Origin of the sequence: Enterobacter sp. DTU_2021_1002640_1_SI_PRY_ASU_LCPMC_013, assembly GCF_032389435.1 — a bacterium.
GTDB lineage: Bacteria > Pseudomonadota > Gammaproteobacteria > Enterobacterales > Enterobacteriaceae > Enterobacter > Enterobacter hormaechei_C.
In genome coordinates this window covers 1486353-1508327 of the sequence record NZ_CP135594.1, presented here as the reverse complement: position 1 = coordinate 1508327, position 21975 = coordinate 1486353, and the positions used below count along the sequence as shown (strand labels likewise).

At 57.0% G+C, this 21975-nt stretch carries 23 protein-coding genes; 12 read left to right on the top strand and 11 right to left on the bottom strand.

From position 1 onward, the window contains the following. Nucleotides 1-10 precede the first annotated feature (10 nt). Both rimK and nfsA read right to left on the bottom strand, forming a co-directional pair. Nucleotides 11-913: a 30S ribosomal protein S6--L-glutamate ligase gene (rimK, locus tag RS584_RS07140; protein ID WP_017693733.1), complete on the bottom strand. Its 903-nt coding sequence runs from the start codon at nucleotides 911-913 to the stop codon at nucleotides 11-13. A gap of 64 nt (nucleotides 914-977) precedes the next feature. Next, the gene (gene nfsA, locus RS584_RS07135) at nucleotides 978-1700 is read right to left on the bottom strand and encodes a nitroreductase NfsA (protein ID WP_015571015.1); all 723 of its coding nucleotides are present in this window, start codon (nucleotides 1698-1700) and stop codon (nucleotides 978-980) included. 185 nt (nucleotides 1701-1885) lie between these two features. Between nfsA and RS584_RS07130 the strand changes: the two genes are divergently transcribed. Then, on the top strand, nucleotides 1886-2155 hold the full coding sequence (locus tag RS584_RS07130; RefSeq protein WP_006809455.1) for a GrxA family glutaredoxin: 270 nt from the start codon (nucleotides 1886-1888) through the stop codon (nucleotides 2153-2155). A gap of 30 nt (nucleotides 2156-2185) precedes the next feature. Here RS584_RS07130 and RS584_RS07125 read toward each other — a convergent pair whose 3' ends face one another. After that, on the bottom strand, nucleotides 2186-2560 hold the full coding sequence (locus RS584_RS07125; protein ID WP_017384878.1) for an inner membrane protein YbjM: 375 nt from the start codon (nucleotides 2558-2560) through the stop codon (nucleotides 2186-2188). 274 nt (nucleotides 2561-2834) lie between these two features. Here RS584_RS07125 and RS584_RS07120 point away from each other — a divergent pair, with 274 nt between their 5' ends. The 4 genes from RS584_RS07120 to arsC all read left to right on the top strand — a co-directional run bounded on the left by RS584_RS07120 (nucleotide 2835) and on the right by arsC (nucleotide 6865). Further along, nucleotides 2835-4520: an aspartate:alanine antiporter gene (locus RS584_RS07120; RefSeq protein ID WP_026080732.1), complete on the top strand. Its 1686-nt coding sequence runs from the start codon at nucleotides 2835-2837 to the stop codon at nucleotides 4518-4520. Nucleotides 4521-4770: 250 nt separating this feature from the next. Beyond that, nucleotides 4771-5091, top strand: coding sequence for a metalloregulator ArsR/SmtB family transcription factor (locus RS584_RS07115; protein ID WP_015571018.1), 321 nt, complete (start codon nucleotides 4771-4773; stop codon nucleotides 5089-5091). A gap of 40 nt (nucleotides 5092-5131) precedes the next feature. Then, on the top strand, nucleotides 5132-6421 hold the full coding sequence (locus RS584_RS07110) for an arsenic transporter (RefSeq protein ID WP_315749148.1): 1290 nt from the start codon (nucleotides 5132-5134) through the stop codon (nucleotides 6419-6421). Nucleotides 6422-6433: 12 nt separating this feature from the next. Further along, nucleotides 6434-6865: a glutaredoxin-dependent arsenate reductase gene (arsC, locus tag RS584_RS07105; RefSeq protein WP_017693736.1), complete on the top strand. Its 432-nt coding sequence runs from the start codon at nucleotides 6434-6436 to the stop codon at nucleotides 6863-6865. Between the two features lie 21 nt (nucleotides 6866-6886). On the opposite strand, the gene RS584_RS07100 is transcribed toward arsC, so the two are convergent. Continuing rightward, a complete protein-coding gene (locus RS584_RS07100) occupies nucleotides 6887-7438 on the bottom strand; it encodes a TetR/AcrR family transcriptional regulator (protein WP_193041652.1) in 552 nt (183 codons plus the stop codon). A gap of 82 nt (nucleotides 7439-7520) precedes the next feature. On the opposite strand from RS584_RS07100, the gene RS584_RS07095 reads away from it, so the two are divergent. Both RS584_RS07095 and RS584_RS07090 read left to right on the top strand, forming a co-directional pair. Further along, entirely contained in the window at nucleotides 7521-8735 is a 1215-nt protein-coding gene (locus tag RS584_RS07095; protein ID WP_017693738.1) for an MFS transporter, read from the top strand. Further along, entirely contained in the window at nucleotides 8725-9537 is an 813-nt protein-coding gene (locus RS584_RS07090) for a Cof-type HAD-IIB family hydrolase (RefSeq protein ID WP_315749147.1), read from the top strand. The genes RS584_RS07095 and RS584_RS07090 overlap by 11 nt, the downstream gene beginning before the upstream one ends. A gap of 89 nt (nucleotides 9538-9626) precedes the next feature. On the opposite strand, the gene RS584_RS07085 is transcribed toward RS584_RS07090, so the two are convergent. Further along, on the bottom strand, nucleotides 9627-10859 hold the full coding sequence (locus tag RS584_RS07085) for an MFS transporter (RefSeq protein WP_315749146.1): 1233 nt from the start codon (nucleotides 10857-10859) through the stop codon (nucleotides 9627-9629). 167 nt (nucleotides 10860-11026) lie between these two features. Between RS584_RS07085 and RS584_RS07080 the strand changes: the two genes are divergently transcribed. The 3 genes from RS584_RS07080 to deoR all read left to right on the top strand — a co-directional run bounded on the left by RS584_RS07080 (nucleotide 11027) and on the right by deoR (nucleotide 13197). Next, nucleotides 11027-11755 (top strand): phosphatase PAP2 family protein, encoded by a 729-nt coding sequence (locus tag RS584_RS07080; RefSeq protein WP_315749145.1) that lies wholly within the window; start codon nucleotides 11027-11029, stop codon nucleotides 11753-11755. 7 nt (nucleotides 11756-11762) lie between these two features. Continuing rightward, complete coding sequence (ybjG, locus tag RS584_RS07075) at nucleotides 11763-12371, top strand: undecaprenyl-diphosphate phosphatase (RefSeq protein WP_023296185.1); 609 nt, start codon at nucleotides 11763-11765, stop codon at nucleotides 12369-12371. Between the two features lie 67 nt (nucleotides 12372-12438). After that, nucleotides 12439-13197 (top strand): DNA-binding transcriptional repressor DeoR, encoded by a 759-nt coding sequence (deoR, locus tag RS584_RS07070; RefSeq protein WP_017384886.1) that lies wholly within the window; start codon nucleotides 12439-12441, stop codon nucleotides 13195-13197. An 86-nt stretch (nucleotides 13198-13283) separates the two neighbouring features. Here the strand turns inward: deoR and dacC are convergent, their stop codons facing one another. Continuing rightward, nucleotides 13284-14489, bottom strand: coding sequence for a serine-type D-Ala-D-Ala carboxypeptidase (gene dacC, locus RS584_RS07065; RefSeq protein ID WP_023296184.1), 1206 nt, complete (start codon nucleotides 14487-14489; stop codon nucleotides 13284-13286). Nucleotides 14490-14732: 243 nt separating this feature from the next. Here dacC and RS584_RS07060 point away from each other — a divergent pair, with 243 nt between their 5' ends. After that, nucleotides 14733-15359: a glutathione S-transferase family protein gene (locus RS584_RS07060; protein WP_063931441.1), complete on the top strand. Its 627-nt coding sequence runs from the start codon at nucleotides 14733-14735 to the stop codon at nucleotides 15357-15359. On the opposite strand, the gene RS584_RS07055 is transcribed toward RS584_RS07060, so the two are convergent. Together RS584_RS07055 and bssR are read right to left on the bottom strand one after the other, a co-directional pair. Continuing rightward, on the bottom strand, nucleotides 15360-16478 hold the full coding sequence (locus tag RS584_RS07055) for a PQQ-dependent sugar dehydrogenase (RefSeq protein ID WP_149603855.1): 1119 nt from the start codon (nucleotides 16476-16478) through the stop codon (nucleotides 15360-15362). 106 nt (nucleotides 16479-16584) lie between these two features. Further along, a complete protein-coding gene (gene bssR / locus RS584_RS07050) occupies nucleotides 16585-16968 on the bottom strand; it encodes a biofilm formation regulator BssR (RefSeq protein WP_003858412.1) in 384 nt (127 codons plus the stop codon). A gap of 217 nt (nucleotides 16969-17185) precedes the next feature. Between bssR and rimO the strand changes: the two genes are divergently transcribed. Further along, nucleotides 17186-18511 (top strand): 30S ribosomal protein S12 methylthiotransferase RimO, encoded by a 1326-nt coding sequence (rimO, locus tag RS584_RS07045; RefSeq protein WP_017693743.1) that lies wholly within the window; start codon nucleotides 17186-17188, stop codon nucleotides 18509-18511. A gap of 63 nt (nucleotides 18512-18574) precedes the next feature. Here the strand turns inward: rimO and gsiD are convergent, their stop codons facing one another. From gsiD to gsiB, 3 genes are read right to left on the bottom strand one after another with little or no spacing between them, the layout of a single operon-like run. Continuing rightward, complete coding sequence (gene gsiD, locus RS584_RS07040) at nucleotides 18575-19486, bottom strand: glutathione ABC transporter permease GsiD (protein WP_015571027.1); 912 nt, start codon at nucleotides 19484-19486, stop codon at nucleotides 18575-18577. 1 nt (nucleotide 19487) lies between these two features. Next, the gene (gene gsiC / locus RS584_RS07035; RefSeq protein ID WP_006809475.1) at nucleotides 19488-20408 is read right to left on the bottom strand and encodes a glutathione ABC transporter permease GsiC; all 921 of its coding nucleotides are present in this window, start codon (nucleotides 20406-20408) and stop codon (nucleotides 19488-19490) included. Between the two features lie 5 nt (nucleotides 20409-20413). Next, on the bottom strand, nucleotides 20414-21952 hold the full coding sequence (gene gsiB / locus RS584_RS07030; protein WP_015571028.1) for a glutathione ABC transporter substrate-binding protein GsiB: 1539 nt from the start codon (nucleotides 21950-21952) through the stop codon (nucleotides 20414-20416). Nucleotides 21953-21975 lie beyond the last annotated feature (23 nt).

Genomic DNA, 21975 nt, shown 5'->3' with positions numbered 1-21975 from the left:
GCCGATCCATTTAACCGCCCGTTTTCAGGCAAAATCCCGGCGTCGCATGGCGTTCAATCCATGCGATCATTTTACCTGCAATATCGACGCCTGTGGTTTTTTCCACCCCTTCCAGCCCCGGCGAGGCGTTGACTTCCATCACCAGCGGCCCGCGCCCGGCACGCAGCAGATCGACCCCCGCCACGTCCAGGCCCAGCGTCTGCGCTGCTTTCACCGCAATCTCGCGCTCGCGCTCGCTAATAAGGGCCACCCGCGCGATACCGCCGCGGTGCAGGTTAGAGCGGAAGTCGCCCTCTTTTGCCTGCCGCTCTATGGCGGCCACCACCTCATCGCCCACCACAAAGCAGCGGATGTCGCACCCGTTGGCCTCTTTAATATACTCCTGCACCAGAATATGGGCATTCAGACCGCGAAACGCGTCGATCACGCTTTCCGCCGCCTGACGCGTCTCCGCCAGTACCACCCCAATACCCTGCGTACCTTCCACCAGCTTAATAACCAGCGGCGCACCGCCCACCATGTCGATTAAATCGCTGGTGTCGTCCGGGGAGTGGGCAATCCCGGTGACGGGCAGATCGATCCCCTGGCGCGCCAGCAGTTGCAGCGAGCGCAGCTTATCGCGGGCGCGGGAGATCGCCACGGACTCGTTGAGCGGATAGCTTCCCAGCATTTCAAACTGGCGCAGCGCAGCCGTACCGTAATAGGTGATCTGGGAGCCAATGCGGGGAATTACCGCATCAAAATGCGGGAGTTTGCGGCCTTTGTAATGAATCGACGACGCCGCAGGGTCGATGTTCATATAGCAGGACATCGGATCGAGGATTTCAATCTGATGTCCGCGTTTCGCCGCCGCTTCTCGCAGGCGTTTACATGAATAGAGCGTTCCATCCCGGGACAATATGGCAATTTTCACCCTGCACCTCTCTAAAGACATGGTAAAAGCCTGCCTATCATACACGAGGCGCAGGAGGAATGGACTACCGCGTTGCCCAGCCCTGTTTGTGCAGGTAATCAAGAATGAACGGGCGGTTCTCCTTGATGATGGTGCGACGAATATGGTCGCTCCAGGTGTCGCGGCGGTTGTTGCTGTCGCGCGTCAGATAGTAGTTCGCCAGCTCTTCATCGTATTGATGCAGAACGTCCTGGTCGACCGGCTGGTAGTGGTTTTCATGCACCAGCATCGCAGCAGGAATGCGCGGCTTCAGATCCGGGTTATCCGCCGGCCAGCCGAGGCACAGACCAAACAGCGGCAGCACGTGTTTCGGCAGCTTCAGCAGTTCCGTCACGCTTTCGATGTTGTTACGCAGCCCGCCAATATAGACGCCGCCAAGCCCCAGCGATTCCGCCGCCGTGAACGCGTTTTGCGCCATCAGCGCCGTATCTACCACGCCCAGCAGCAGCTGTTCCGCCAGCCCCAGCTCGGCCTCGGGGCAGATTTGCAGATGACGGTTAAAATCGGCGCAGAACACCCAGAACTCAGCCGCCTGGGCAACGTGCTTTTGTCCGCCCGTCAGCGTTACCAGCTGCTCACGCATCGCCGGATCGGTGATGCGGATAATGGAGCTGCACTGCAAAAAGCTGGAGCTGGAGGTGCCTCTTGCGCTGTCGATGATCGCTTCCCGCTGCGCCTGGGTAATCGGCTCATCGGTGAAATGGCGAATGGAACGGTGGGAACGAAGCAGGTCAATGGTTGGCGTCATTTTGTCTCTCTTTGTGTTGCGTAAAACGTATGGCAGCCAGTATAGGCAATGATCCACCTGATGTAATTGGCGAAACATAGCCTGACTGTATCAAAGTGACAGGTGAAACCTTCTTTCCATGACGGCAGGTTATCGTGCACTATAGGCGCCATTCGCCGTCAGGCTTGTTTTTTGAGGAGAGAGAAATGTTTGCAGTAATTTTTGGTCGTCCAGGATGCCCTTACTGTGTACGCGCGAAAGAGCTGGCAGAGAAACTGACTGAAGAACGTGATGATTTCAACTTCCGTTACGTGGATATCCACGCGGAAGGCATCACTAAAGCCGATCTGGAAAAAACCGTGGGTAAACCGGTTGAAACCGTGCCGCAGATCTTCCTCGATCAGAAACACATCGGCGGCTGCACCGATTTTGAGGCCTACGCCAAAGAACACCTGGGCCTGTTTGCGGCTCAGTAATGCGAAGACGCCCTCACCCTGAGGGCGTTTTTATTTACGGTGCTTCCGCTGTTGCAGCAGGCTGCGCGTAAATAAGAAACAGAGCGCGCCCAGCGCACACCAGAAAACACCACTCAGTAGCCACGCCACTTCCTGCCAGACGCTTCTCGACGAGAGAAACAGCACGCGCATCAGAAGCAGGCAGAGCGGGGCCGCAAGCATTGCCCCAATAAGCGGCATCACCACCTCGCCTTTACGCGAGAGAAAACCGGCGACTACCCCCGGCAGGATAAAGAACAACAGGCCCAGCTCGGGATGACCGGACGCTCTGAAGGCGCCTTTCACGTTAAAAGCGAGCGACATGCAAACGACCGTAAACAGCAAAAAACAGCTGATTACGCCAGCCCAGTTTCGTTTAAAGTTCAAACTATCCTCCTGACTTATCTCTATCAAATACAAAAATCGTCCGGTGGACGCCCAGTCAGATAAAGCAATGCGGCAATCCTTGCCAAAGCACGCACAGAAGTCGTGCGATAATAGGTGGCTGTCGGTAGCTATTACGATTAAACTAACCGACTGCTAGTGTTTAGGGTATTTATCAGGAAGCAGGGAGATGCAAAGTGATTCCCTGACTCTGAAAACAGTAGCCCAAATAGTCCTTTCATTCAACAACTTACTGGTAAACAAGAAGTTAGCCTCCGTGAATATAAACGTCGCAGACTTGTTAAATGGGAATTACATCCTGTTATTATTTGTGGTACTGGCGCTGGGCCTTTGTCTGGGTAAATTACGCCTGGGTTCAGTTCAACTTGGTAATTCCATTGGCGTTTTAGTCGTCTCCCTGTTATTAGGTCAACAACATTTCAGTATTAACACGGACGCGCTTAACTTAGGTTTCATGCTGTTTATTTTTTGCGTAGGCGTGGAAGCTGGTCCGAACTTTTTTTCCATTTTCTTCCGAGACGGCAAAAATTACCTGATGCTGGCGCTGGTGATGGTCGGCAGCGCCCTGCTGATTGCGTTAGGGCTGGGCAAACTGTTTGGCTGGGACATCGGCTTAACGGCCGGTATGCTGGCAGGCTCGATGACCTCCACGCCGGTGCTTGTTGGCGCGGGGGATACGCTTCGTCATTCTGGCATGGCAGGCACGCAGCTTTCCTCCGCGCTGGACAACCTGAGCCTGGGCTATGCCCTGACCTATCTGATTGGTCTGGTGAGCCTGATTGTTGGCGCGCGCTATCTGCCAAAACTTCAGCATCAGGATCTTCAGACCAGCGCCCAGACCATCGCCCGCGAGCGCGGCCTGGACACGGACTCCAAACGTAAAGTTTACCTGCCGGTGATCCGCGCCTACCGCGTCGGGCCGGAGCTGGTTGCCTGGACCGACGGGAAAAACCTGCGCGAGCTGGGGATCTACCGTCAGACCGGCTGCTACATCGAACGTATCCGTCGTAACGGCATTCTTGCAAACCCGGACGGTGACGCGGTGCTCCAGATGGGCGATGACATCGCCCTTGTTGGCTACCCGGACGCCCACGCGCGTCTCGATCCGAGCTTCCGCAACGGGAAAGAGGTGTTTGACCGCGACCTGCTGGACATGCGTATCGTCACCGAAGAGATTGTGGTGAAAAACCACAACGCCGTGGGCCGCCGTCTGGCACAGCTGAAGCTGACCGACCACGGCTGTTTCCTCAACCGCGTGATCCGCAGCCAGATTGAAATGCCTATCGACGATAACGTGGTGCTCAATAAAGGCGATGTGTTGCAGGTCAGCGGCGATGCCCGACGGGTTAAAACCGTTGCCGACCGTATCGGCTTTATCTCGATCCACAGCCAGGTGACGGACCTGTTAGCCTTCTGCGCCTTCTTCATTGTCGGCCTGATGATCGGGATGATAACCTTCCAGTTCAGCAACTTTAGCTTCGGCATTGGTAACGCAGCCGGTCTGCTGTTCGCCGGGATCATGCTGGGCTTCCTGCGAGCGAACCATCCCACCTTCGGCTATATCCCTCAGGGGGCGCTGAACATGGTGAAAGAGTTCGGTCTGATGGTCTTTATGGCGGGTGTCGGATTAAGCGCCGGGAGCGGCATTGGCAACGGCCTGGGCGCGGTCGGCTGGCAAATGTTGGTTTCCGGACTTATCGTCAGCCTGGTACCGGTGGTGATCTGTTTCCTGTTCGGCGCCTACGTGCTGCGCATGAACCGCGCCCTGCTCTTCGGCGCGATGATGGGCGCGCGCACCTGCGCACCTGCGATGGAGATCATCAGCGACACCGCGCGCAGCAATATCCCGGCACTGGGCTATGCAGGCACGTACGCAATCGCCAACGTGCTGCTGACGCTGGCAGGTACGCTGATCATCATTATCTGGCCTGGACTCGGATAAATCTCAAGTTTGCGTGTGGCGCAAAAAATTTTCGTTACGCGCAGAACTTTTTACGCAGGGTGCAGTCATAACTAGTGCCACTGCTTTTCTTTGATGTCCCCAATTTGTGGAGCCCATCAACCCCGCCGTTTTGGTTCAAGGTTGATGGGTTTTTTGTTGCCTGAAACTTGCTCATTTTGCCATTTTCGCTTTCTCCTCGCCCTGCAAACATATATGATTTAACAAATATGAATGTACGCAGGATCATCCGATGCTTCACCCCGTTCAGCTCTTCAAAACCCTCTCCGACGAAACGCGCCTCTCCATCGTCATGCTTCTGCGTGAAGCGGGCGAGCTGTGCGTCTGCGATCTCTGCTCCGCTACCAACGAGCCGCAGCCGAAAGTCTCCCGCCACATGGCCTTGCTGCGCGAGGCCGGGCTGGCCATCGACCGTCGCGAGGGTAAGTGGATCTACTACCGTCTCTCTCCCAACATGCCTGCATGGGCGGCAACCGTTATCGACACCAGCTGGAACTGCCTGCGGGAAGAGACGCGTATGAAGCTGAAAAATCGACTTCCGGGCTCGTGCTGACCAAAACATATTCACAATAACAGATATAATGGAGTAAAAGATGTTTCTGGCAGGAGCGATTTTTTTATTCACACTGGTGCTGGTCATCTGGCAACCCAGAGGGCTCAGCATCGGCTGGAGCGCGACCATTGGCGCCGCGCTGGCGCTGATGAGCGGCGTGATCCACATTAACGATATCCCTGTGGTGTGGAATATCGTCTGGAATGCGACGGCAACGTTTATCGCGGTTATCGTTATCAGCCTGCTGCTGGATGAGTCCGGCTTTTTCGAGTGGGCCGCGCTGCACGTTGCCCGCTCGGGAAACGGTCGCGGGCGATTGCTGTTTACCCGGATCGTGCTGCTGGGCGCAGCCGTGGCGGCGCTGTTTGCCAATGACGGCGCGGCGCTGATCCTCACCCCTATCGTCATCGCTATGCTGCTGGCGCTGGGGTTCAGCAAGCAGGCCACGCTGGCGTTCGTGATGGCGGCGGGATTTATCGCCGATACCGCCAGCCTGCCGCTGATTGTATCCAACCTGGTCAACATTGTGTCGGCGGACTTCTTTAAGCTGGGCTTTAGCGAATACGCCTCGGTGATGATCCCGGTTGATATCGCTGCGATTGCCGCAACGCTGGTGATGCTGCATCTTTTCTTCCGAAAAGAAATTCCCCCGGAATATGACCTGGCAAAACTCCGCGAGCCCGCACGGGCCATTCACGACCTGCCGACGTTCAGAACGGGCTGGATCGTGCTGCTATTACTGCTTGTCGGTTTCTTTGTGCTTGAACCTCTGGGTATCCCGGTCAGCGCTATCGCAACAACTGGCGCGCTGATTTTGTTTGCCGTTGCAAAACGCGGGCACGCCATTAACACCGGAAAAGTGCTGCGCGGCGCACCGTGGCAAATCGTAATCTTCTCGCTGGGGATGTATCTGGTGGTGTATGGCCTGCGCAACGCCAGGCTGACGGAGTCTCTTTCAGGCGTTCTTGATCACTTAGCCGGATACGGACTCTGGGTTACCACGCTGGGAACCGGATTTATCACCGCCTTCCTGTCATCCATAATGAACAATATGCCAACGGTGCTGATTGGCGCGCTCTCCATTGAGGGTAGTGCTGCAACAGGGTTGATCAAAGAGGCGATGATTTACGCTAACGTGATTGGCTGCGATTTGGGGCCGAAAATTACCCCCATCGGAAGTCTGGCTACCCTGCTCTGGCTCCATGTGCTGGCACAGAAAAACATGACTGTTACCTGGGGCTACTACTTCAGGACGGGCATCATAATGACCCTGCCGGTTCTCTTTGTGACGCTCGCCGCACTCGCGCTACGTCTCTCCTTCACACCATAATGAGTCACTGATATGAGCCACATCACTATTTATCACAACCCCGCCTGCGGCACGTCGCGCAATACGCTGGCGATGATCCGCAACAGCGGTACGGAACCAGAGATTGTCCTCTATCTGGAAAACCCGCCGTCACGCGATCAACTGACCAGGCTGATTGCAGACATGGAGATTTCCGTATGCGATCTGCTGCGTAAAAACGTCGAACCTTATGAGCAACTGGGCCTTGCGGGGGGAAATTTCACCGACGACCAGCTTATCGATTTCATGCTGCAATACCCCATCCTGATTAACCGTCCGATTGTGGTGACACCGCTGGGCACCCGTCTGTGCCGTCCTTCTGAAGTCGTTCTCGACATCCTTCCTGACGCGCAAAAAGGGGCATTTACGAAGGAAGATGGCGAAGTCGCCGTTGACGCCAGCGGGAAAAAAATCTCCCGACAGTAAGCGTAGCCGGGGCGAGTGCTATCAGACGGTATCCTCGCCTGCAATCCGCCCCACCATCACCCGGATCTCCTCCCGGGTTAACGGCGACCGATCGGTCACAAAATGCAGCGTCATCCCCTCGATAAACGCATCCAGCGCGCGGGCGGTGGCCGGCTCAAACCACTGCTCCAGCGTAGTCTGGCTCATCTTCATCCAGTCCTGCATCACCGTTTTCAGCGCGGCGCTGCGGTGCATAAACGCGTACAGCTGATACATCAGCGCCATATTGTGTGGCGTGGTCACGGCTGAACTGTGGATCAGCGTGGTAATCGCCTCGCACGCCCTCTCCCGCCCGGTAACCCCCGCGAAGAAATCCCGGTACTGCTGAGACATCTGCTGCGTAAACCACGTGAATGCCTCCTCCAGAAGCGACTCCATCCCGTCGAAATAGTAGGTCATCGACCCCAGCGGCACGCCTGCGCAGGTGGCAATTTTGCGGTGCGTGACGGCATGAATACCGTGCTCAGCAATGGTGTCCAGCGTCGCCTGGAGTATCTTCTCGCGGCGGTTAGGGTCGTTCGGTGGTCTGCTCATAAAATCCTCATCCGGTTTATGTACAAATGTACACAAAGTTGCTAGTGTTGTCGCTATTGTTGTACTTCTGGTGCTGATCCCAATGACGCTAACTTCTCCTCGCAAAGCCCTGCATCTGCGCATGTGGGCGCTGTTTATGTTCTTCTTCATCCCCGGGCTGCTGATGGCTTCCTGGGCAACGCGCACCCCGGCAATCCGCGATACGCTATCCGTTTCGACGGCGGAGATGGGGATCGTGCTGTTTGGCCTGTCGATTGGCTCGATGAGCGGCATCCTCTGCTCGGCCTGGCTGGTGAAACGCTTTGGCACGCGCGCGGTGATCCGCACCACCATGTGCTGCGCAGTGGTAGGTATGCTCGGTCTGAGCGTGGCGCTGTGGTTCGCCTCGCCGCTGATGTTTGCCCTTGGGCTGATGGTATTTGGCGGCAGCTTTGGTGCGGCGGAAGTGGCCATTAACGTCGAGGGGGCCGCCGTTGAACAGGCGATGAACAAAACGGTGCTGCCGATGATGCATGGCTTTTACAGCCTCGGCACGCTGGCAGGCGCGGGCGTGGGGATGGCGCTGACGGCGCTGGGCATTGCGGCCAATGTGCACATTTTGCTGGCCGCGCTGGTCTGTATTATCCCGATCCTCACCGGCATCAGGGCTATTCCCGCAGGCACAGGACAAAATGCCTCGGACGAACAGAAGTCTGCGGCAAAAGGGTTGCCCTTCTATCGCGATTTCCAGCTGATGCTGATTGGCGTGGTGGTACTGGCGATGGCGTTTGCTGAAGGCTCCGCCAACGACTGGCTACCGTTGCTGATGGTGGACGGGCACGGATTTAGCCCCACCTCCGGCTCGCTGATTTACGCCGGGTTTACGCTCGGCATGACCGTCGGACGCTTTACCGGGGGCTGGTTTATCGACCGTTACAGCCGCGTGGCGGTCGTCCGTGCCAGCGCCCTGCTGGGTGGGCTGGGCATCGCGATGATTATCTTTGTGGATGTGGACTGGATTGCCGGCGTGTCGGTGATCCTGTGGGGACTGGGCGCCTCCCTTGGCTTCCCGCTGACCATTTCCGCTGCCAGCGATACCGGCCCCGACGCGCCGACGCGCGTGAGCGTCGTGGCGACCACGGGCTACCTCGCTTTCCTGGTGGGCCCGCCGCTGCTTGGATTCCTCGGGGAGCACTACGGGTTACGCAGCGCGATGCTGGTGGTATTAGGGTTAGTCATTATTGCCGCCCTGGTGGCGCGAGCGGTGGCAAAACCGGAAGCAGAAACAACGTCAATGGAGAAGGGATATGAGCGTTAAACTGATTGCAGTCGACATGGATGGCTCCTTCCTGAGCGATGCGAAAACCTATAACCGCGCGCGTTTTCTGGCGCAGTACGCGCGCATGAAAGCGCAAGGCATCCGTTTTGTGGTCGCCAGCGGAAACCAGTACTACCAGCTGATCTCATTTTTCCCGGAGATCGCCCATGAAATCGCCTTCGTCGCCGAAAACGGCGGCTGGGTGGTGGATGCGGGCGAAGACGTATTCAACGGCGAGCTGACGAAAGCCCATTTCGACACCGTGGCCGCCGTGCTAAACGATGTTGCCGGCATTGAGATCATCGCCTGCGGGAAAGGCAGCGCCTACACGCTAAAAGCCTATGACGATACCTTCATCGATATCGCGTCAAAATATTATCACCGCCTGGAAAGGGTGAAGGATTTCGACAACCTGAACGATATCTTCTTTAAGTTCGGCCTGAACGTTTCCGATGATGAGATCCCCCGCATTCAGGCGCTGCTGCATGAAAAGCTGGGCGACATCATGGTGCCCGTCACCACCGGCCACGGCAGCATTGACCTGATCATCCCGGGCGTACATAAAGCTAACGGTTTGCGGATTTTGCAGCAACGCTGGGGGATTGAAGACGGCGAAGTGGTGGCCTTTGGCGACAGCGGTAACGACGTGGAGATGCTGCGTCAGTCAGGGTTTAGCTTTGCGATGGCCAACGCCAAACCGCATATCAAAGCCGTCGCCCGGTTCGAGGCGCCGCACAATAATGATGAAGGCGTTTTAAACGTGATTGAGAAGGTGTTGAACGGGGAAGCGCCGTTTAATTGATACCGTGCGTTCTGGTGCCCTCACCCTAACCCTCTCCCACAGGGAGAGGGGACTGTTCCGTGCACTCACACAGGGAAAGGGAATAAGAATTAAGGTTGCAGGGCGCTTCCGACGCGTTTGTCTTTCAGGAACACCACCATTAATCCTACCCACAGCACGCCGTTAGCAAGGTTGAACAGGCTGAACAGCCCGTTGCCGCCAAGCGCGTAGGCGTGTTTGCTCACCTCGATACCGACGGTGAAAATCAGCATCTGTAACATTCCCATTGCCGCCGACACGGTGCCTTTACTCATCTCGCTGGCAAACAGCGTCAGGCGCACCAGCCCGGCATTCGCCACCCCTATGCCAAAGGCGTAAATGCTCAGCCCTGCGGTCATCCACAGGTAGGCGTGGGAAGAGGCCACCGTGGCGACAGCCGCCACAATCAGCCCTGCCGCTATGGGCCAGCCACCCATAATAATCAGCGAACGAACGGTACGGCGCGACGTCAGACGCGCCAGCACCAGGTTACCGATAATCAGCGCGCCAAAAATCGGCACCTGTAACAGGCCATACTCATAGCTGCTAAGCTGTTCGCCGCTGATGATAATGACCGGCGACTGGGCAATCCACGCCAGCAGCGGCAGGCTGACAAAGCCCGTCGCCAGCGCGCCCGCGACAAAACGGCCGTTTTGCAGCACCGCCTTATAGTCACGCCCCAGCTCTTTAAGCGAGAGCTTTTCGCCCAGGCGGGTGGCGGTCTCCGGCATCGCACGGTGCAGCCCAAAGAAAGAGATGGCCGCAAGCGCGGCAAAGAGGACGAACATCCCTTCCCACGGCGCAACGTGAACCCATGCGGCTCCCACCAGCGGCCCCAGAAGCGGCGCAATCAGCGCCACGTTCGCCATCAGCGCGGTTATTTTGATACATACCGCCTCCTCAAACGACTCCTGAATAGCGGCGTAGCCCACGGCGCCAATAAAGCACAGGCTCACGCCCTGAAGGAAACGCAGCAGCGTGAATTGCTCAATGTTCTGCGCCAGCAGCGTGGCGAGACAGGTGACGATAAACCACACCACGCCCGTCAGCATCACCGGGCGGCGGCCAATACGATCCGACAGCGGCCCTAAAAGCCATTGTAAAAACATGCCGCCCGCCAGATAGGCGGTCATGGATGTAGGTACCCATTCAATACCTGCGTTGTACTGCTCAACCACAGCCAGCATGCCTGGCTGGATCATGTCGTTGCCGATGTAGGTAGAGAATTCGTAAAGCACCAGACACAGAGGAAAAAGTAACGCCTGACGACCCAGACGATTACCGGAAGAAGAACGGTTTATCATGCAATCTCTTTAGTATGAAAAAATCGCGATGAGTGTAATGAATTGCCGCTGTCTGAGATAGCATAATCACGTGAAAACACAGAAATAAGGCACTTATCGTTGTTGTTTAAGGTTTCCTTAAGTTGCCCTCCCTATGATAGTGCTATTTCACGTTATTGACCGAAACTATGACACACGCCGTCAGCCCTTCAGAATTATCTAAGTTACCGACAAATAAGACAAAATGCCTTTACCGTTTGCCTGCCCGCTTTTATGGTTATCAGCTTTTCGGGCTGATCGTCCTTGCGCTGCTTTTTACCTGGCTTTCGCGCGATGAATCGCTTGACCGATGGATAACCGGCTTCTGGTATGACGCGGCGACGCACCATTTCCCGCTACAGCAAAACCCGCTGCTGGATCTGCTGAACCATCGGCTGGCGAAATATGTGACCATTGCGCTGGCTGCCGCATCGCTGATTTACGGCGCTTACAAACGCAATGCCCGGCTGGTGACGGCCGCGCTTCTGATGGGGCTGGGGGCGCTGGTAGTTGGGGTGCTGAAAAGCATAAGCCACCACAGCTGTCCGTGGGATCTGGTGGAGTATGGCGGCAAAGCCGTCTCGTATCCCCTGTTCAGCGCCGTTCCGGCAGACAGCGGACCGGGACGCTGCTTTCCCGGCGGCCACGCCTCAAGCGGGTTTATGGTGATGGGGCTGTTTTTTGCCTTCTGGCGTGAACGTCCGCGCCTGGCCTGGTTCTTTGTCGCGTTGGGCGTTGTTATGGGGCTGCTAATGGGATTCGGGCAGGTCATGCGCGGCGCGCATTTTTTCTCTCACAACCTGTGGGCCGGGTGGTGGGTCTGGTTTTCCCAGGTGCTGGTTTACGGGCTGGTTTCCACCTGGTTTGCTAAAGAGTAACGAGATTATGTTAGAAAATCTGAACTACGAACTGTTTTACCTGCTCAACGCCACGCCAGCATCACCGGAATGGATGATCGATCTCGCCACCTTCATTGCGAAAGATGTGATCAGCATTGTACCGGCGCTGGCGGTGATCCTCTGGTTATGGGGACCTCGTACACAGGTCACCGCCCAGCGCCATCTGGTGATCAAAATGGCGATGGCGATCGGCGTGAGCGTGCTGGCAAGCTACGTGCTGGGCCACGCCTTCCCGCACGATCGTCCGTTTGTCGAGCACGTCGGCTACAACTTCCTGCACCATGCGCCGGATGACTCGTTCCCGAGCGATCACGGCACGGTGATCTTCACCTTTGCGCTGGCCTTCCTGTTCTGGCATCGCCTGTGGTCCGGCATGGTGCTGATGGGCGTGGCGGTCGCCATCGCCTGGTCCCGCGTCTACCTGGGCGTACATTGGCCGCTGGATATGGTCGGCGGTTTCCTGGTGGGGCTGATGGGCTGCGTCAGCGCAGCCATCCTGTGGAGCCTCTTTGGTCCGGCGCTTTATCGTGGATTATCACAGGCCTATCGCGTTCTGTTTGCCCTTCCGATCCGCAAAGGCTGGATACGTGACTAACCCCGGTCCGTCAGGTTACACTTGAGCCCCCGCCCTGCGGGGGCTCACTTTTTTAGCCCGAGGATCTATGGAAACACGTCGCGATGACCGCATTGCTCAGCTGCTTCAGGCGCTGAAGCGCAGCGATAAGCTGCATCTTAAGGAAGCCGCTACCCTGCTTGGCGTGTCTGAAATGACCATTCGTCGCGATCTGAACAGCGACAGCGCCCCCGTTGTGCTGCTTGGCGGGTATATTGTTCTGGAGCCGCGTAGCGCCAGCCATTATCTGTTAAGCGATCAAAAAACACGCCTGGTGGAAGAGAAGCGCAAAGCAGCGCGGCTCGCCGCCTCGCTGGTGCAGCCACATCAAACGCTGTTTTTTGACTGCGGTACGACAACCCCGTGGATCATCGAGGCCATCGACAGCACCGTTCCCTTTACCGCCGTCTGTTATTCACTAAACACCTTCCTGGCCTTGCAGGAGAAACCGGCGTGCCGGGTGATTTTGTGTGGCGGCGAGTTTCATGCCAGCAACGCCATCTTCAAACCGCTGAATATTCAGGACACGCTGAGCAATGTGTGCCCGGATATCGCCTTTTACTCTGCGGCGGGCGTGAATGTGAAACAGGGGGCAACCTGTTTTAATCTTGAAGAGTTACCGGTGAAACAGTGGGCGCTCAACGCCGCACAGCAGCATGTGCTGGTGGTTGATCACAGTAAATTTGGCAAGGTTCGTCCGGCAAGGATGGGTGAACTGTCGCGCTTTGACGCCATCGTCAGTGATTGCCGCCCGGATGACGAGCTGGTGTCGTATGCAAAGGCGCAGCAGGTGAAGTTGATGTATTGAGGTTGTGCCGGGTGGCGGCTTCGCCTTACCCGGCCTACAACGGCTCAAACGAAGGCCGGGTAAGCGCAGCGCCACCCGGCAAAAACCTAGCTAAACCAGCTGCCAAACCAGCCGTGGAACTTCATTAATACAAAGTCCCACATCCGGCTGAAGAAGCCGCCCTCTTCCACCGCTTCCATCACCACCAGCGGACGCTGCTCAATGGATTTGCCGTTAAGCTGGAAATCTATCGTCCCGACCACCTGGCCTTTTTTCAACGGCGCGGTCAGCTGTGGCTCGGTCAGGGTATAGCTGGCTTTCAGGTTTTTCAGCTGACCGCGGGGAATGGTGACGGACCCCGCTTCACCTGCCCCCAGGTTCACTTCACTTTTATCCCCAAACCAGACGCGCTGGCTGACGAAGGTGGCGTCCGGCTTAATCGGCGTGACGGTTTCAAAGAAGCGGAAGCCCCAGGTCAGCAGTTTTTCGGATTCGTTAAAACGAATGCGGTCGGTTTTCGTCCCCAGCACCACCGAGATCAGGCGCATGTCGCCCTGCGTCGCAGAAGCCACCAGGTTGTATCCGGCCCCGGCGGTCGTCCCCGTTTTCATGCCGTCCACGTTAACGTTACTGCTCCAGAGCAGACGGTTACGGTTAGGCTGGCGGATATTGTTGAAGGTAAACTCTTTCTCTTTATGGATGGCGTACTCATCCGGCACGTCATGGATCAGTGCTTTGCCCAGAAGCGCCATGTCGCGCGCGGTGCTGAACTGACCCGGCGCATCCAGGCCGTGAACGGTTTTAAAGGTGGTGTTGGTCAGGCCCAGTTTTTGCGCGTAGCCATTCATCAACCCAATAAATGAGTCCTGACTGCCTGCGACGTAATCGGCCAGCGCAATACAGGCATCATTTCCCGACTGAATAATGACCCCTTTATTCAGATCGGAAACGGAGACCTGATCACCGGGCTTCAGGAACATGACGGACGAGCCGCGCAGCGCCGGGTTACCGGTCGCCCAGGCATCTTTGCCGACGGTGACCATGTCATCCAGCTTGATCTTGCCCGCTTTCAACGCCTGGCCGACCACATAGCTGGTCATAATTTTCGTCAGGCTCGCCGGGTCGAGTTTTTCGTCAGCGTTACCTTCCGCCAGCACTTTCCCGCTGGCGTAATCCATCAGGATCCAGGCGCGCGCATCGACAGGCGGCGCTTCGGGCGCCGTCTGTTCCGCCGCATGGAGCGTTGGGGCAAAAAGGAAAAGCAGCGCCGAGCCTGCCGCCAGGCTGCGCAGAGAAGAAGTTTTTTGCGTCATAAATGCCACCCGAGTGTCCATTCTAAAAATCACGTCACAATCACCGTGTCGCAAGAAGCGATGAGTAATAGCGCACTACAGCGTTCAAAGAAACCTGTTCCAGGTAAAGTTTTTAAAGTTTATGCAATAACATTCAGATACGCTTTGATTGCGGCGTTTTTTTTAGCATCTGTTGCGTAATTGTTAGGTTTATCTCACCATGGCGAAAAGCTGACTCGGATTCACATCTCATCGGGAGTAAATATGATTACGCTGTGGGGCAGGAACAATTCGACCAACGTGAAGAAAGTGCTTTGGACGCTGGAGGAGCTGGATTTACCGTTCAATCAAATCATGGCAGGCATGGCGTTCGGGGTGAATAAAGACGCCGACTATCTGGCGATGAACCCAAACGGACTGGTGCCGTTGCTGCGCGATGACGAGACAGACGCCACGCTCTGGGAGTCCAACACCATCGTGCGTTATCTCGCCGCGCAGTACGGCCAGGGTCGCCTGTGGGTGGAAAATCCGGCCCGGCGCGCGCAGGGCGAAAAATGGATGGACTGGGCAAACCAGACGCTTTCCCCCACGCACCGGGTGATCCTGATGGGGCTTATCCGCACGCCGGAAGCCGAACGTGATTATCCCGCCATTCATGCCGCCCAGGACGCCTGCGAATCCCTGTTCGCGATGATGGACGACGAACTGGCGAAGCACACCTGGTTCTCCGGCGACACCTTTGGCGTGGGTGATATCGCCGTCGCCCCCTTCGTCTGGAACCTCACTAACATGGGTCTTAGCTGGACCCCGCGCCCTCACCTGGAGCGCTGGATCCAGCAGCTTAGCGAGCGCCCGGCGTATCGCAACGTGGTGATGATCCCGGTGACCTGATTACGACCCGGACGGGCTGACTTTCAGCAGTTGCCCGTCCGTCTCGTCAGTCAGCACGTACAGATAGCCATCCGGCCCGACGCGCACATCGCGAATACGCTGATCTTTATCGCCCAGAATGCGTCCGTCCTCCGTCACGCTATTGCCCTTCACGCTCAGCACGATCACGTCTTTCTCCTTCAGCGCGCCGATAAATAGCTTGTTTTTCCACTGCGGGAAGACGTCGCTGTTGTAGAACGCCATGCCGCTGACGGCGGGCGATACTTTCCAGACAAACAGCGGCTTTTCGGTGCCCTCAACGTGCTCGCCTTTCGCTTCCGGGATTTTCAGGCCGCTGTAATTAATCCCGTGCGTCGCCAGGGGCCAGCCGTAGTTTTTGCCCTTCTCAGGAATGTTAATCTCATCCCCACCGCGTGGTCCGTGTTCGTTGAGCCACAGCGTGTCACTCCACGGATTCATCGCCATCCCCTGCGGGTTGCGAATGCCATAGGACCAGATTTCAGGGCGCGCACCGGCGGTGTTCACAAACGGATTATCCGGCGGCACTTTTCCGTCCTCCGTCAGGCGCACCACCTTGCCCTGAAGCTTGTCCAGATCCTGCGCCGTCGGGCGCTGGTTGTTTTCACCCAGGCCAATAAAGAGATGGCCTTTGCCGTCGAACACAAGCCGTCCGCCAAAGTGGTTGCCGGTAGAGAGCTTCGGCATCTGTCGGAACACCACCTGGAAGCCCTCAATGCGCGAAAGGTCATCGCTCAACCGCCCGTAGCCCACGGCGGTACCCGCTTTGCCATCATTACCTGCCTCGGCGAAGCTGAGCCAGACCCGCCGTGACTGTGCAAAATCCGGGGCCAGCGCGACGTCCAGCAGTCCGCCCTGGCCGCTCGCCCACACTTTCGGCACGCCGACAATCGGATCGGAGAGCCCTTTTCCTGCCTGCCAGTGCTTAAGCTGCCCGTCTTTGAGCGTGATGAGCAGCCCCTTGTTATCTGGCAGAAACGCCAGCGACCAGGGGTGATCCAGTTTTGTCTGTAGCACGTCGACCTTAACCGTCTCAGGCGCTGCAAGCAGTGAAAGCGGGAATAACAAGACTGGAAGGAAAATCAGCGAGGATCGAGGCATAACGCACTCCTTTATCGACATATGGCTTAAAGATTAGCCACTGTTCCCGGGTGCGTTACCACTTTTACAAAAACTTAATCAGAAGGGGGAGTTGCCTCCCCCGGGTTCAGTGCCGGGCAAGCGTTTCCGGCTTGTTCAGACACATGATGCAAAGCGCGAGCGTGGTCAGGCAGTTTTCAAGCTTCTCCGCGTTAACGGCAATAAAATTCGGGCAGTCGTGACGTCCGTTCATCAAACAGACTCCGGCGATGGAGAGCACCTCGGCGGCGCGGCGCAGCGCCACTAATTCGCTTTCAGCGTAGTGCGCTTTCAGGATGGGTGCTTTTTCACGCATGAAATTGCAAAGTTCAAAGAAGTTATCACGCAGATTTTCGCTTTCGCTGACTGACATATACCCTTTCGCCTTGCGGAGTTGCAGATATGCGGCCAGGTCGATTCGGGCGTTGATCAGCTTGTTAAGCAGATCGCGTTTCAGTCTGTCAACGGACATGCTATTTCCTCCCCTGTCAGCCATGTTACCTTATTAAGGATAAGGTCATTTTTTGTACAATGTAATGCCTGAGATCAATAAACGATAACTGATTAACATTCTTTACAATGTTACAACGATTGCCCGCCTCAACTGCGCCATCAAGAGTGTATAAATCCCCCGCGATACGCTGTAAAATCCCGCCCTGATAACTCCATAATTGATGAATTTTTAACCTATGAGCAATGTTACGCACCCGCCGAAAATCGGCTTTGTCTCCCTCGGCTGCCCGAAGAACCTGGTGGACTCCGAACGCATCCTGACTGAACTTCGCACTGAAGGCTATGACGTGGTGCCAAGCTACGACAACGCCGACATGGTGATCGTCAACACCTGCGGGTTCATCGACAGCGCGGTCCAGGAGTCACTGGAAGCCATTGGTGAAGCCCTGACGGAAAACGGCAAAGTGATTGTCACCGGCTGCCTGGGCGCGAAGGTGGATCAGATCCGCGAAGTGCACCCGAAAGTGCTGGAGATCACCGGCCCGCACAGCTACGAGCAGGTGCTGGAACATGTTCATCACTACGTCCCCAAACCAAAGCACAACCCGTTCCTGAGCCTGGTGCCGGAACAGGGCGTGAAGCTGACGCCGCGCCACTACGCCTACCTGAAAATTTCCGAAGGCTGCAACCACCGCTGTACCTTCTGCATCATCCCGTCGATGCGTGGCGATCTGGTGAGCCGTCCGATTGGCGAGGTGCTGGCAGAAGCCAAACGCCTGGCCGACGCGGGCGTGAAGGAGCTGCTGGTCATCTCCCAGGACACCTCCGCCTACGGTGTGGACGTCAAACACCGCTCCGGTTTCCACAACGGCGAGCCGGTGAAAACCAGCATGGTCGGCCTGTGCGAGCAGCTGGCTAAGCTCGGGATCTGGACGCGCCTGCACTACGTCTACCCTTATCCGCACGTTGACGATGTGATCCCGCTGATGGCGGAAGGCAAAATCCTGCCGTATCTGGATATCCCGCTACAGCACGCCAGCCCGCGCATTCTGAAGCTGATGAAACGTCCTGGCTCCGTGGATCGCCAACTGGCGCGCATCAAGCAGTGGCGTGAGATCTGCCCGGATCTGACCCTGCGCTCCACCTTTATTGTCGGCTTCCCGGGTGAAACCGAAGAAGATTTCCAGATGCTGCTCGACTTCCTGAAAGAGGCGCGTCTGGATCGCGTCGGCTGCTTCAAGTACAGCCCGGTTGAAGGCGCAACGGCCAACGAGCTGGCGGACCAGGTACCGGAAGAGGTAAAAGAGGAGCGCTGGAACCGCTTTATGCAGCTGCAACAGCAGATCTCTGCTGAACGCTTGCAGGAGAAAGTGGGCCGCGAAATTCTGGTGATTATCGACGAAGTGGACGAAGAAGGCGCGATTGGCCGCAGCATGGCGGATGCACCGGAAATCGATGGCGCGGTGTACCTGAACGGCGAAACACAGGTTAAGCCGGGTGATATTATTCGCGTGAAGGTTGAAAACGCGGATGAGTATGACCTGTGGGGTAGCCGGGTTTAAACACCCTGCTTCCCTTTTGTAGGCCGGGTAAGGCGTAGCCGCCACCCGGCACATTCCACAGCACTACCCTTTTATCCGCGGATCCAGCGCGTCGCGCAGCCCATCCCCCAGCAGGTTAAACGCCAGCACGGTCAGGAAAATCGCCAGGCTCGGGAAGATCGCCACGTGTGGCGCAATCACCATATCCGCCCGCGCCTCGTTCAGCATCGCGCCCCACTCCGGCGTCGGCGGCTGTGCCCCTAACCCCAGAAACGACAGGCTGGCCGCCGAGATAATCGACACGCCTATGCGCATGGTGAAATAGACCACGATAGACGAGACCGTTCCCGGCAGAATATGGCTGAACAGGATGGTGGCATCGCTGGCTCCCATGCTGCGCGCCGACTCGATAAAGGTCTGCTGCTTCAGCACCAGCGTGTTGCCACGTACCAGACGCGCGAAAGCGGGAATCGAGAATACCGCCACGGCGATAATGACGTTCGCCATGCCGCTGCCCATCACCGCCACCACGGCAATCGCCAGCAGAATACCGGGAAAGGCAAACAGCACGTCGCAGATACGCATGATGATGCGGTCCCACCAGCCTTCGTAGTACCCGGCCACCAGCCCCAGCACGGTGCCAATTGCTGCGCCCATCAGCACCGCGAAGACCCCGGCCGCCAGTGAGATCTGCGCCCCTACCAGCACGCGGCTAAAAATATCGCGCCCGAGCGAGTCCACGCCAAACCAGTGCATCATCGACGGACCATCGTTCAGCCGGTCGTAGTCGAAGTAGTTTTCCGCATCAAACGGGGCTATCCAGGGGGCGATAATCGCCACCAGGATCAGCAGTAACACAAACAACCCGGCGACCATAGCGACGGGCTGACGACGGAATCGACGCCAGAACTCAACCCACGGGGTGCGAATATGGTCCGGCCTGATCCCCGGCATAGCGTTTAAAATGGCCTGGCGACGCCAGTTCAGTAATCGCATCTTACTTATACCTGATGGCCGGGTTAATGGCGGCGTAAAGCACATCCACCACTAAGTTGATAAGAATAAACTCCAGCGAGAAAAGCAGGACTTCAGCCTGAATAACCGGATAGTCACGCATATCGACCGAGTCGACCAGCAGGCGCCCCAGCCCCGGCCAGTTAAAGACCTTCTCAACCACGATAGAGCCCCCCAGCAGGAAGCCGAACTGTAGCCCCATCATCGTGACCACCGGGATCATCGCATTACGAAAACCATGCTTCAGAATGACCCATTTCTCACTCACCCCTTTTGCCCGCGCGGTGCGAATGTAATCTTCGCTCAGCACGTCGACAAACGAGGCGCGGGTAAACCGGGCCATAACCGCCGCAACGGCCGCGCCTAGCGTCATAGAGGGCAGAATGTAGTGCTTCCAGGTGTCGGCCCCGACGGTCGGCAACCAGCCCAGCTCGACGGAGAAAATCTGCATCAGCAGCATGCCCAGCGCAAACGCCGGGAAAGAGATGCCGGTGACCGCCAGCGCCATACCGAGCTTATCCGGCCAGCGGTTGCGCCAGACGGCGGCGACAATCCCCGCGCCCAGGCCAAAGACAACCGCCCAGCTCATACTGGCAATCGTTAACCAGAAGGTAGGCATAAAGCGGCTGGCAATCTCCTCCGACACCGGACGACGCGACACCATTGAGATGCCGAAATCGCCCTGAAGGACATTGCCAATGTAACGCAGAAATTGCCTGTACAGCGGCTGGTCAAGACCGAGCTGTTTACGCACCAGTTCAATAACCGTCGCATCCGCTTCCGGTCCGGCAATCAAACGCGCCGGATCGCCGGGCAGCATATGGACAAACAAAAACACCAGCACGGCCACAATCAGCAGCGTCGGGATAAGCCCCAGCAGGCGTTTACACACATAATTCAGCATGAGTTTTATTTCAAATCCGCGTCATCAAAGCTAAAGCCCGTATCCGGCATGATGTAAAAACCGGTCAGCGCTTTGTTGTGGGCTGAGACCAGTTTTTCCACCACCAGCGGCACCCACGGCGACTCTTTCCAGATAATGTCCTGCGCCTCTTTGTACAGGCGTGCTTTCTCTTCCGGTTTGGTGGTTTTCAGGGCATCGGCCAGATCTTTATCCACCTGCGGATTACTGTAGAACGCGGTATTGAACAGCGTTGGCGGCCAGTTCTGGGAAGCAAACAGCGGCGACAGGGACCAGTCCGCTTCTCCGGTTGAAGCCGTCCAGCCGGTGTAGAACATCCGCACGCCGCTCTCTTTCTGTCCTTTGCCTTCCACTTCCGCCGCTCGCTGTCCGGCATCCATCGCCGTAACCCTGGCTTTAATGCCCACCTGCGCCAGCTGCTGCTGAGTAAATTGCAGCACCTTCTGCGCGGTACTGTGGTTATGCGACGACCACAGCGTAGTGCTAAAGCCGTTCGGATAGCCCGCCTCTTTCAGCAGTTCCCGCGCTTTCGCCGGATCGTAAGGCCACGGCTGATAGCTTTGCGCGTACTCAATGGTTGGCGGCATCACGCCCGTCGCCGGGGTGGCGTAGCCGGCAAAGGCCACCTTCACCAGCGCCTGGCGGTTAATGGCGTAGTTGATGGCTTCACGCACCTTCGGGTTATCAAACGGTTTCTGCGTAACGTTCATGCTGATGTAGCGCTGCATAATCGACGGGCTGGCCACCAGTTCCAGCTTGCTGTTTTTCGCCAGCAGCGCCGCCTGTTCGTACGGGATCGGGAAGGCAAACTGCGCTTCGCCGGTTTGCAGCATTGCGGCGCGGGTGTTGTTGTCCACCACCGGCCGCCAGGTGATGGTATCCAGCTTCGGCAGCCCCTGCTGCCAGTATCCGGCGAATTTTTTCACCTTCACAAAATCGGTCTGGTTCCAGGTGAGCAGTTCGTACGGTCCGGTCCCCACCGGGTGGAAGCCAATCTCTTTGCCGTATTTTTTCAGGGCGGCGGGCGAAATCATCGCCGTCGCGGGATGCGCCAGGATATTGATAAACGCCGAGAACGGCTCTTTGAGGGTGATCTTCACCGTCGCCGGATCAACCACCTCGGTTTGGGCGATATTTTTATACAGGTTGTAGCGTTTAAGACCGTTTTCCGGATTGCTGGCACGATCCAGGTTGACCTTAACCGCCTCGGCGTTGAAGTCGGTGCCATCCTGGAACTTCACGCCGGTACGGAGCTTAACGGTATAGACCAGCCCGTCGTCCGACACGGTATAGCCTTCCGCCAGCACGTTTTTCAGCTTCATTTCGCGGTCCAGGCCGAACAGCCCCTGGTAGAAGGATTTTGCCACCGCCTGAGAAAGAGTGTCGTTGGCATCATACGGATCCAGGGTCGTGAAGTTAGACCCCACAGCCACCACCACATCTTTCGCCGCGAACGCGGGGGCGGCGGCCAGCGCAGCCGTCACGCTCGCGGCCAGCAGCCATTTACGAGCAACAAAAGGAACCATTGTGTTCTCCTGCCTGTTGTAAG

What these genes read in the sequence shown, in the direction of transcription:
- ybjG (WP_023296185.1), top strand. Translation starts at nt 11,763, where the DNA reads ATGTTAGAAAATCTGAACTACGAACTGTTTTACCTGCTCAACGCCACG.
- RS584_RS07055 (WP_149603855.1), bottom strand. Translation starts at nt 16,478, where the DNA reads ATGCCTCGATCCTCGCTGATTTTCCTTCCAGTCTTGTTATTCCCGCTT.
- gsiD (WP_015571027.1), bottom strand. Translation starts at nt 19,486, where the DNA reads ATGCGATTACTGAACTGGCGTCGCCAGGCCATTTTAAACGCTATGCCG.
- RS584_RS07085 (WP_315749146.1), bottom strand. Translation starts at nt 10,859, where the DNA reads ATGATAAACCGTTCTTCTTCCGGTAATCGTCTGGGTCGTCAGGCGTTA.
- RS584_RS07100 (WP_193041652.1), bottom strand. Translation starts at nt 7,438, where the DNA reads ATGAGCAGACCACCGAACGACCCTAACCGCCGCGAGAAGATACTCCAG.
- RS584_RS07060 (WP_063931441.1), top strand. Translation starts at nt 14,733, where the DNA reads ATGATTACGCTGTGGGGCAGGAACAATTCGACCAACGTGAAGAAAGTG.
- gsiC (WP_006809475.1), bottom strand. Translation starts at nt 20,408, where the DNA reads ATGCTGAATTATGTGTGTAAACGCCTGCTGGGGCTTATCCCGACGCTG.
- gsiB (WP_015571028.1), bottom strand. Translation starts at nt 21,952, where the DNA reads ATGGTTCCTTTTGTTGCTCGTAAATGGCTGCTGGCCGCGAGCGTGACG.
- deoR (WP_017384886.1), top strand. Translation starts at nt 12,439, where the DNA reads ATGGAAACACGTCGCGATGACCGCATTGCTCAGCTGCTTCAGGCGCTG.
- arsC (WP_017693736.1), top strand. Translation starts at nt 6,434, where the DNA reads ATGAGCCACATCACTATTTATCACAACCCCGCCTGCGGCACGTCGCGC.
- dacC (WP_023296184.1), bottom strand. Translation starts at nt 14,489, where the DNA reads ATGACGCAAAAAACTTCTTCTCTGCGCAGCCTGGCGGCAGGCTCGGCG.
- RS584_RS07110 (WP_315749148.1), top strand. Translation starts at nt 5,132, where the DNA reads ATGTTTCTGGCAGGAGCGATTTTTTTATTCACACTGGTGCTGGTCATC.
- nfsA (WP_015571015.1), bottom strand. Translation starts at nt 1,700, where the DNA reads ATGACGCCAACCATTGACCTGCTTCGTTCCCACCGTTCCATTCGCCAT.
- RS584_RS07090 (WP_315749147.1), top strand. Translation starts at nt 8,725, where the DNA reads ATGAGCGTTAAACTGATTGCAGTCGACATGGATGGCTCCTTCCTGAGC.
- RS584_RS07095 (WP_017693738.1), top strand. Translation starts at nt 7,521, where the DNA reads ATGACGCTAACTTCTCCTCGCAAAGCCCTGCATCTGCGCATGTGGGCG.
- RS584_RS07115 (WP_015571018.1), top strand. Translation starts at nt 4,771, where the DNA reads ATGCTTCACCCCGTTCAGCTCTTCAAAACCCTCTCCGACGAAACGCGC.
- bssR (WP_003858412.1), bottom strand. Translation starts at nt 16,968, where the DNA reads ATGTCCGTTGACAGACTGAAACGCGATCTGCTTAACAAGCTGATCAAC.
- rimO (WP_017693743.1), top strand. Translation starts at nt 17,186, where the DNA reads ATGAGCAATGTTACGCACCCGCCGAAAATCGGCTTTGTCTCCCTCGGC.
- RS584_RS07080 (WP_315749145.1), top strand. Translation starts at nt 11,027, where the DNA reads ATGACACACGCCGTCAGCCCTTCAGAATTATCTAAGTTACCGACAAAT.
- RS584_RS07130 (WP_006809455.1), top strand. Translation starts at nt 1,886, where the DNA reads ATGTTTGCAGTAATTTTTGGTCGTCCAGGATGCCCTTACTGTGTACGC.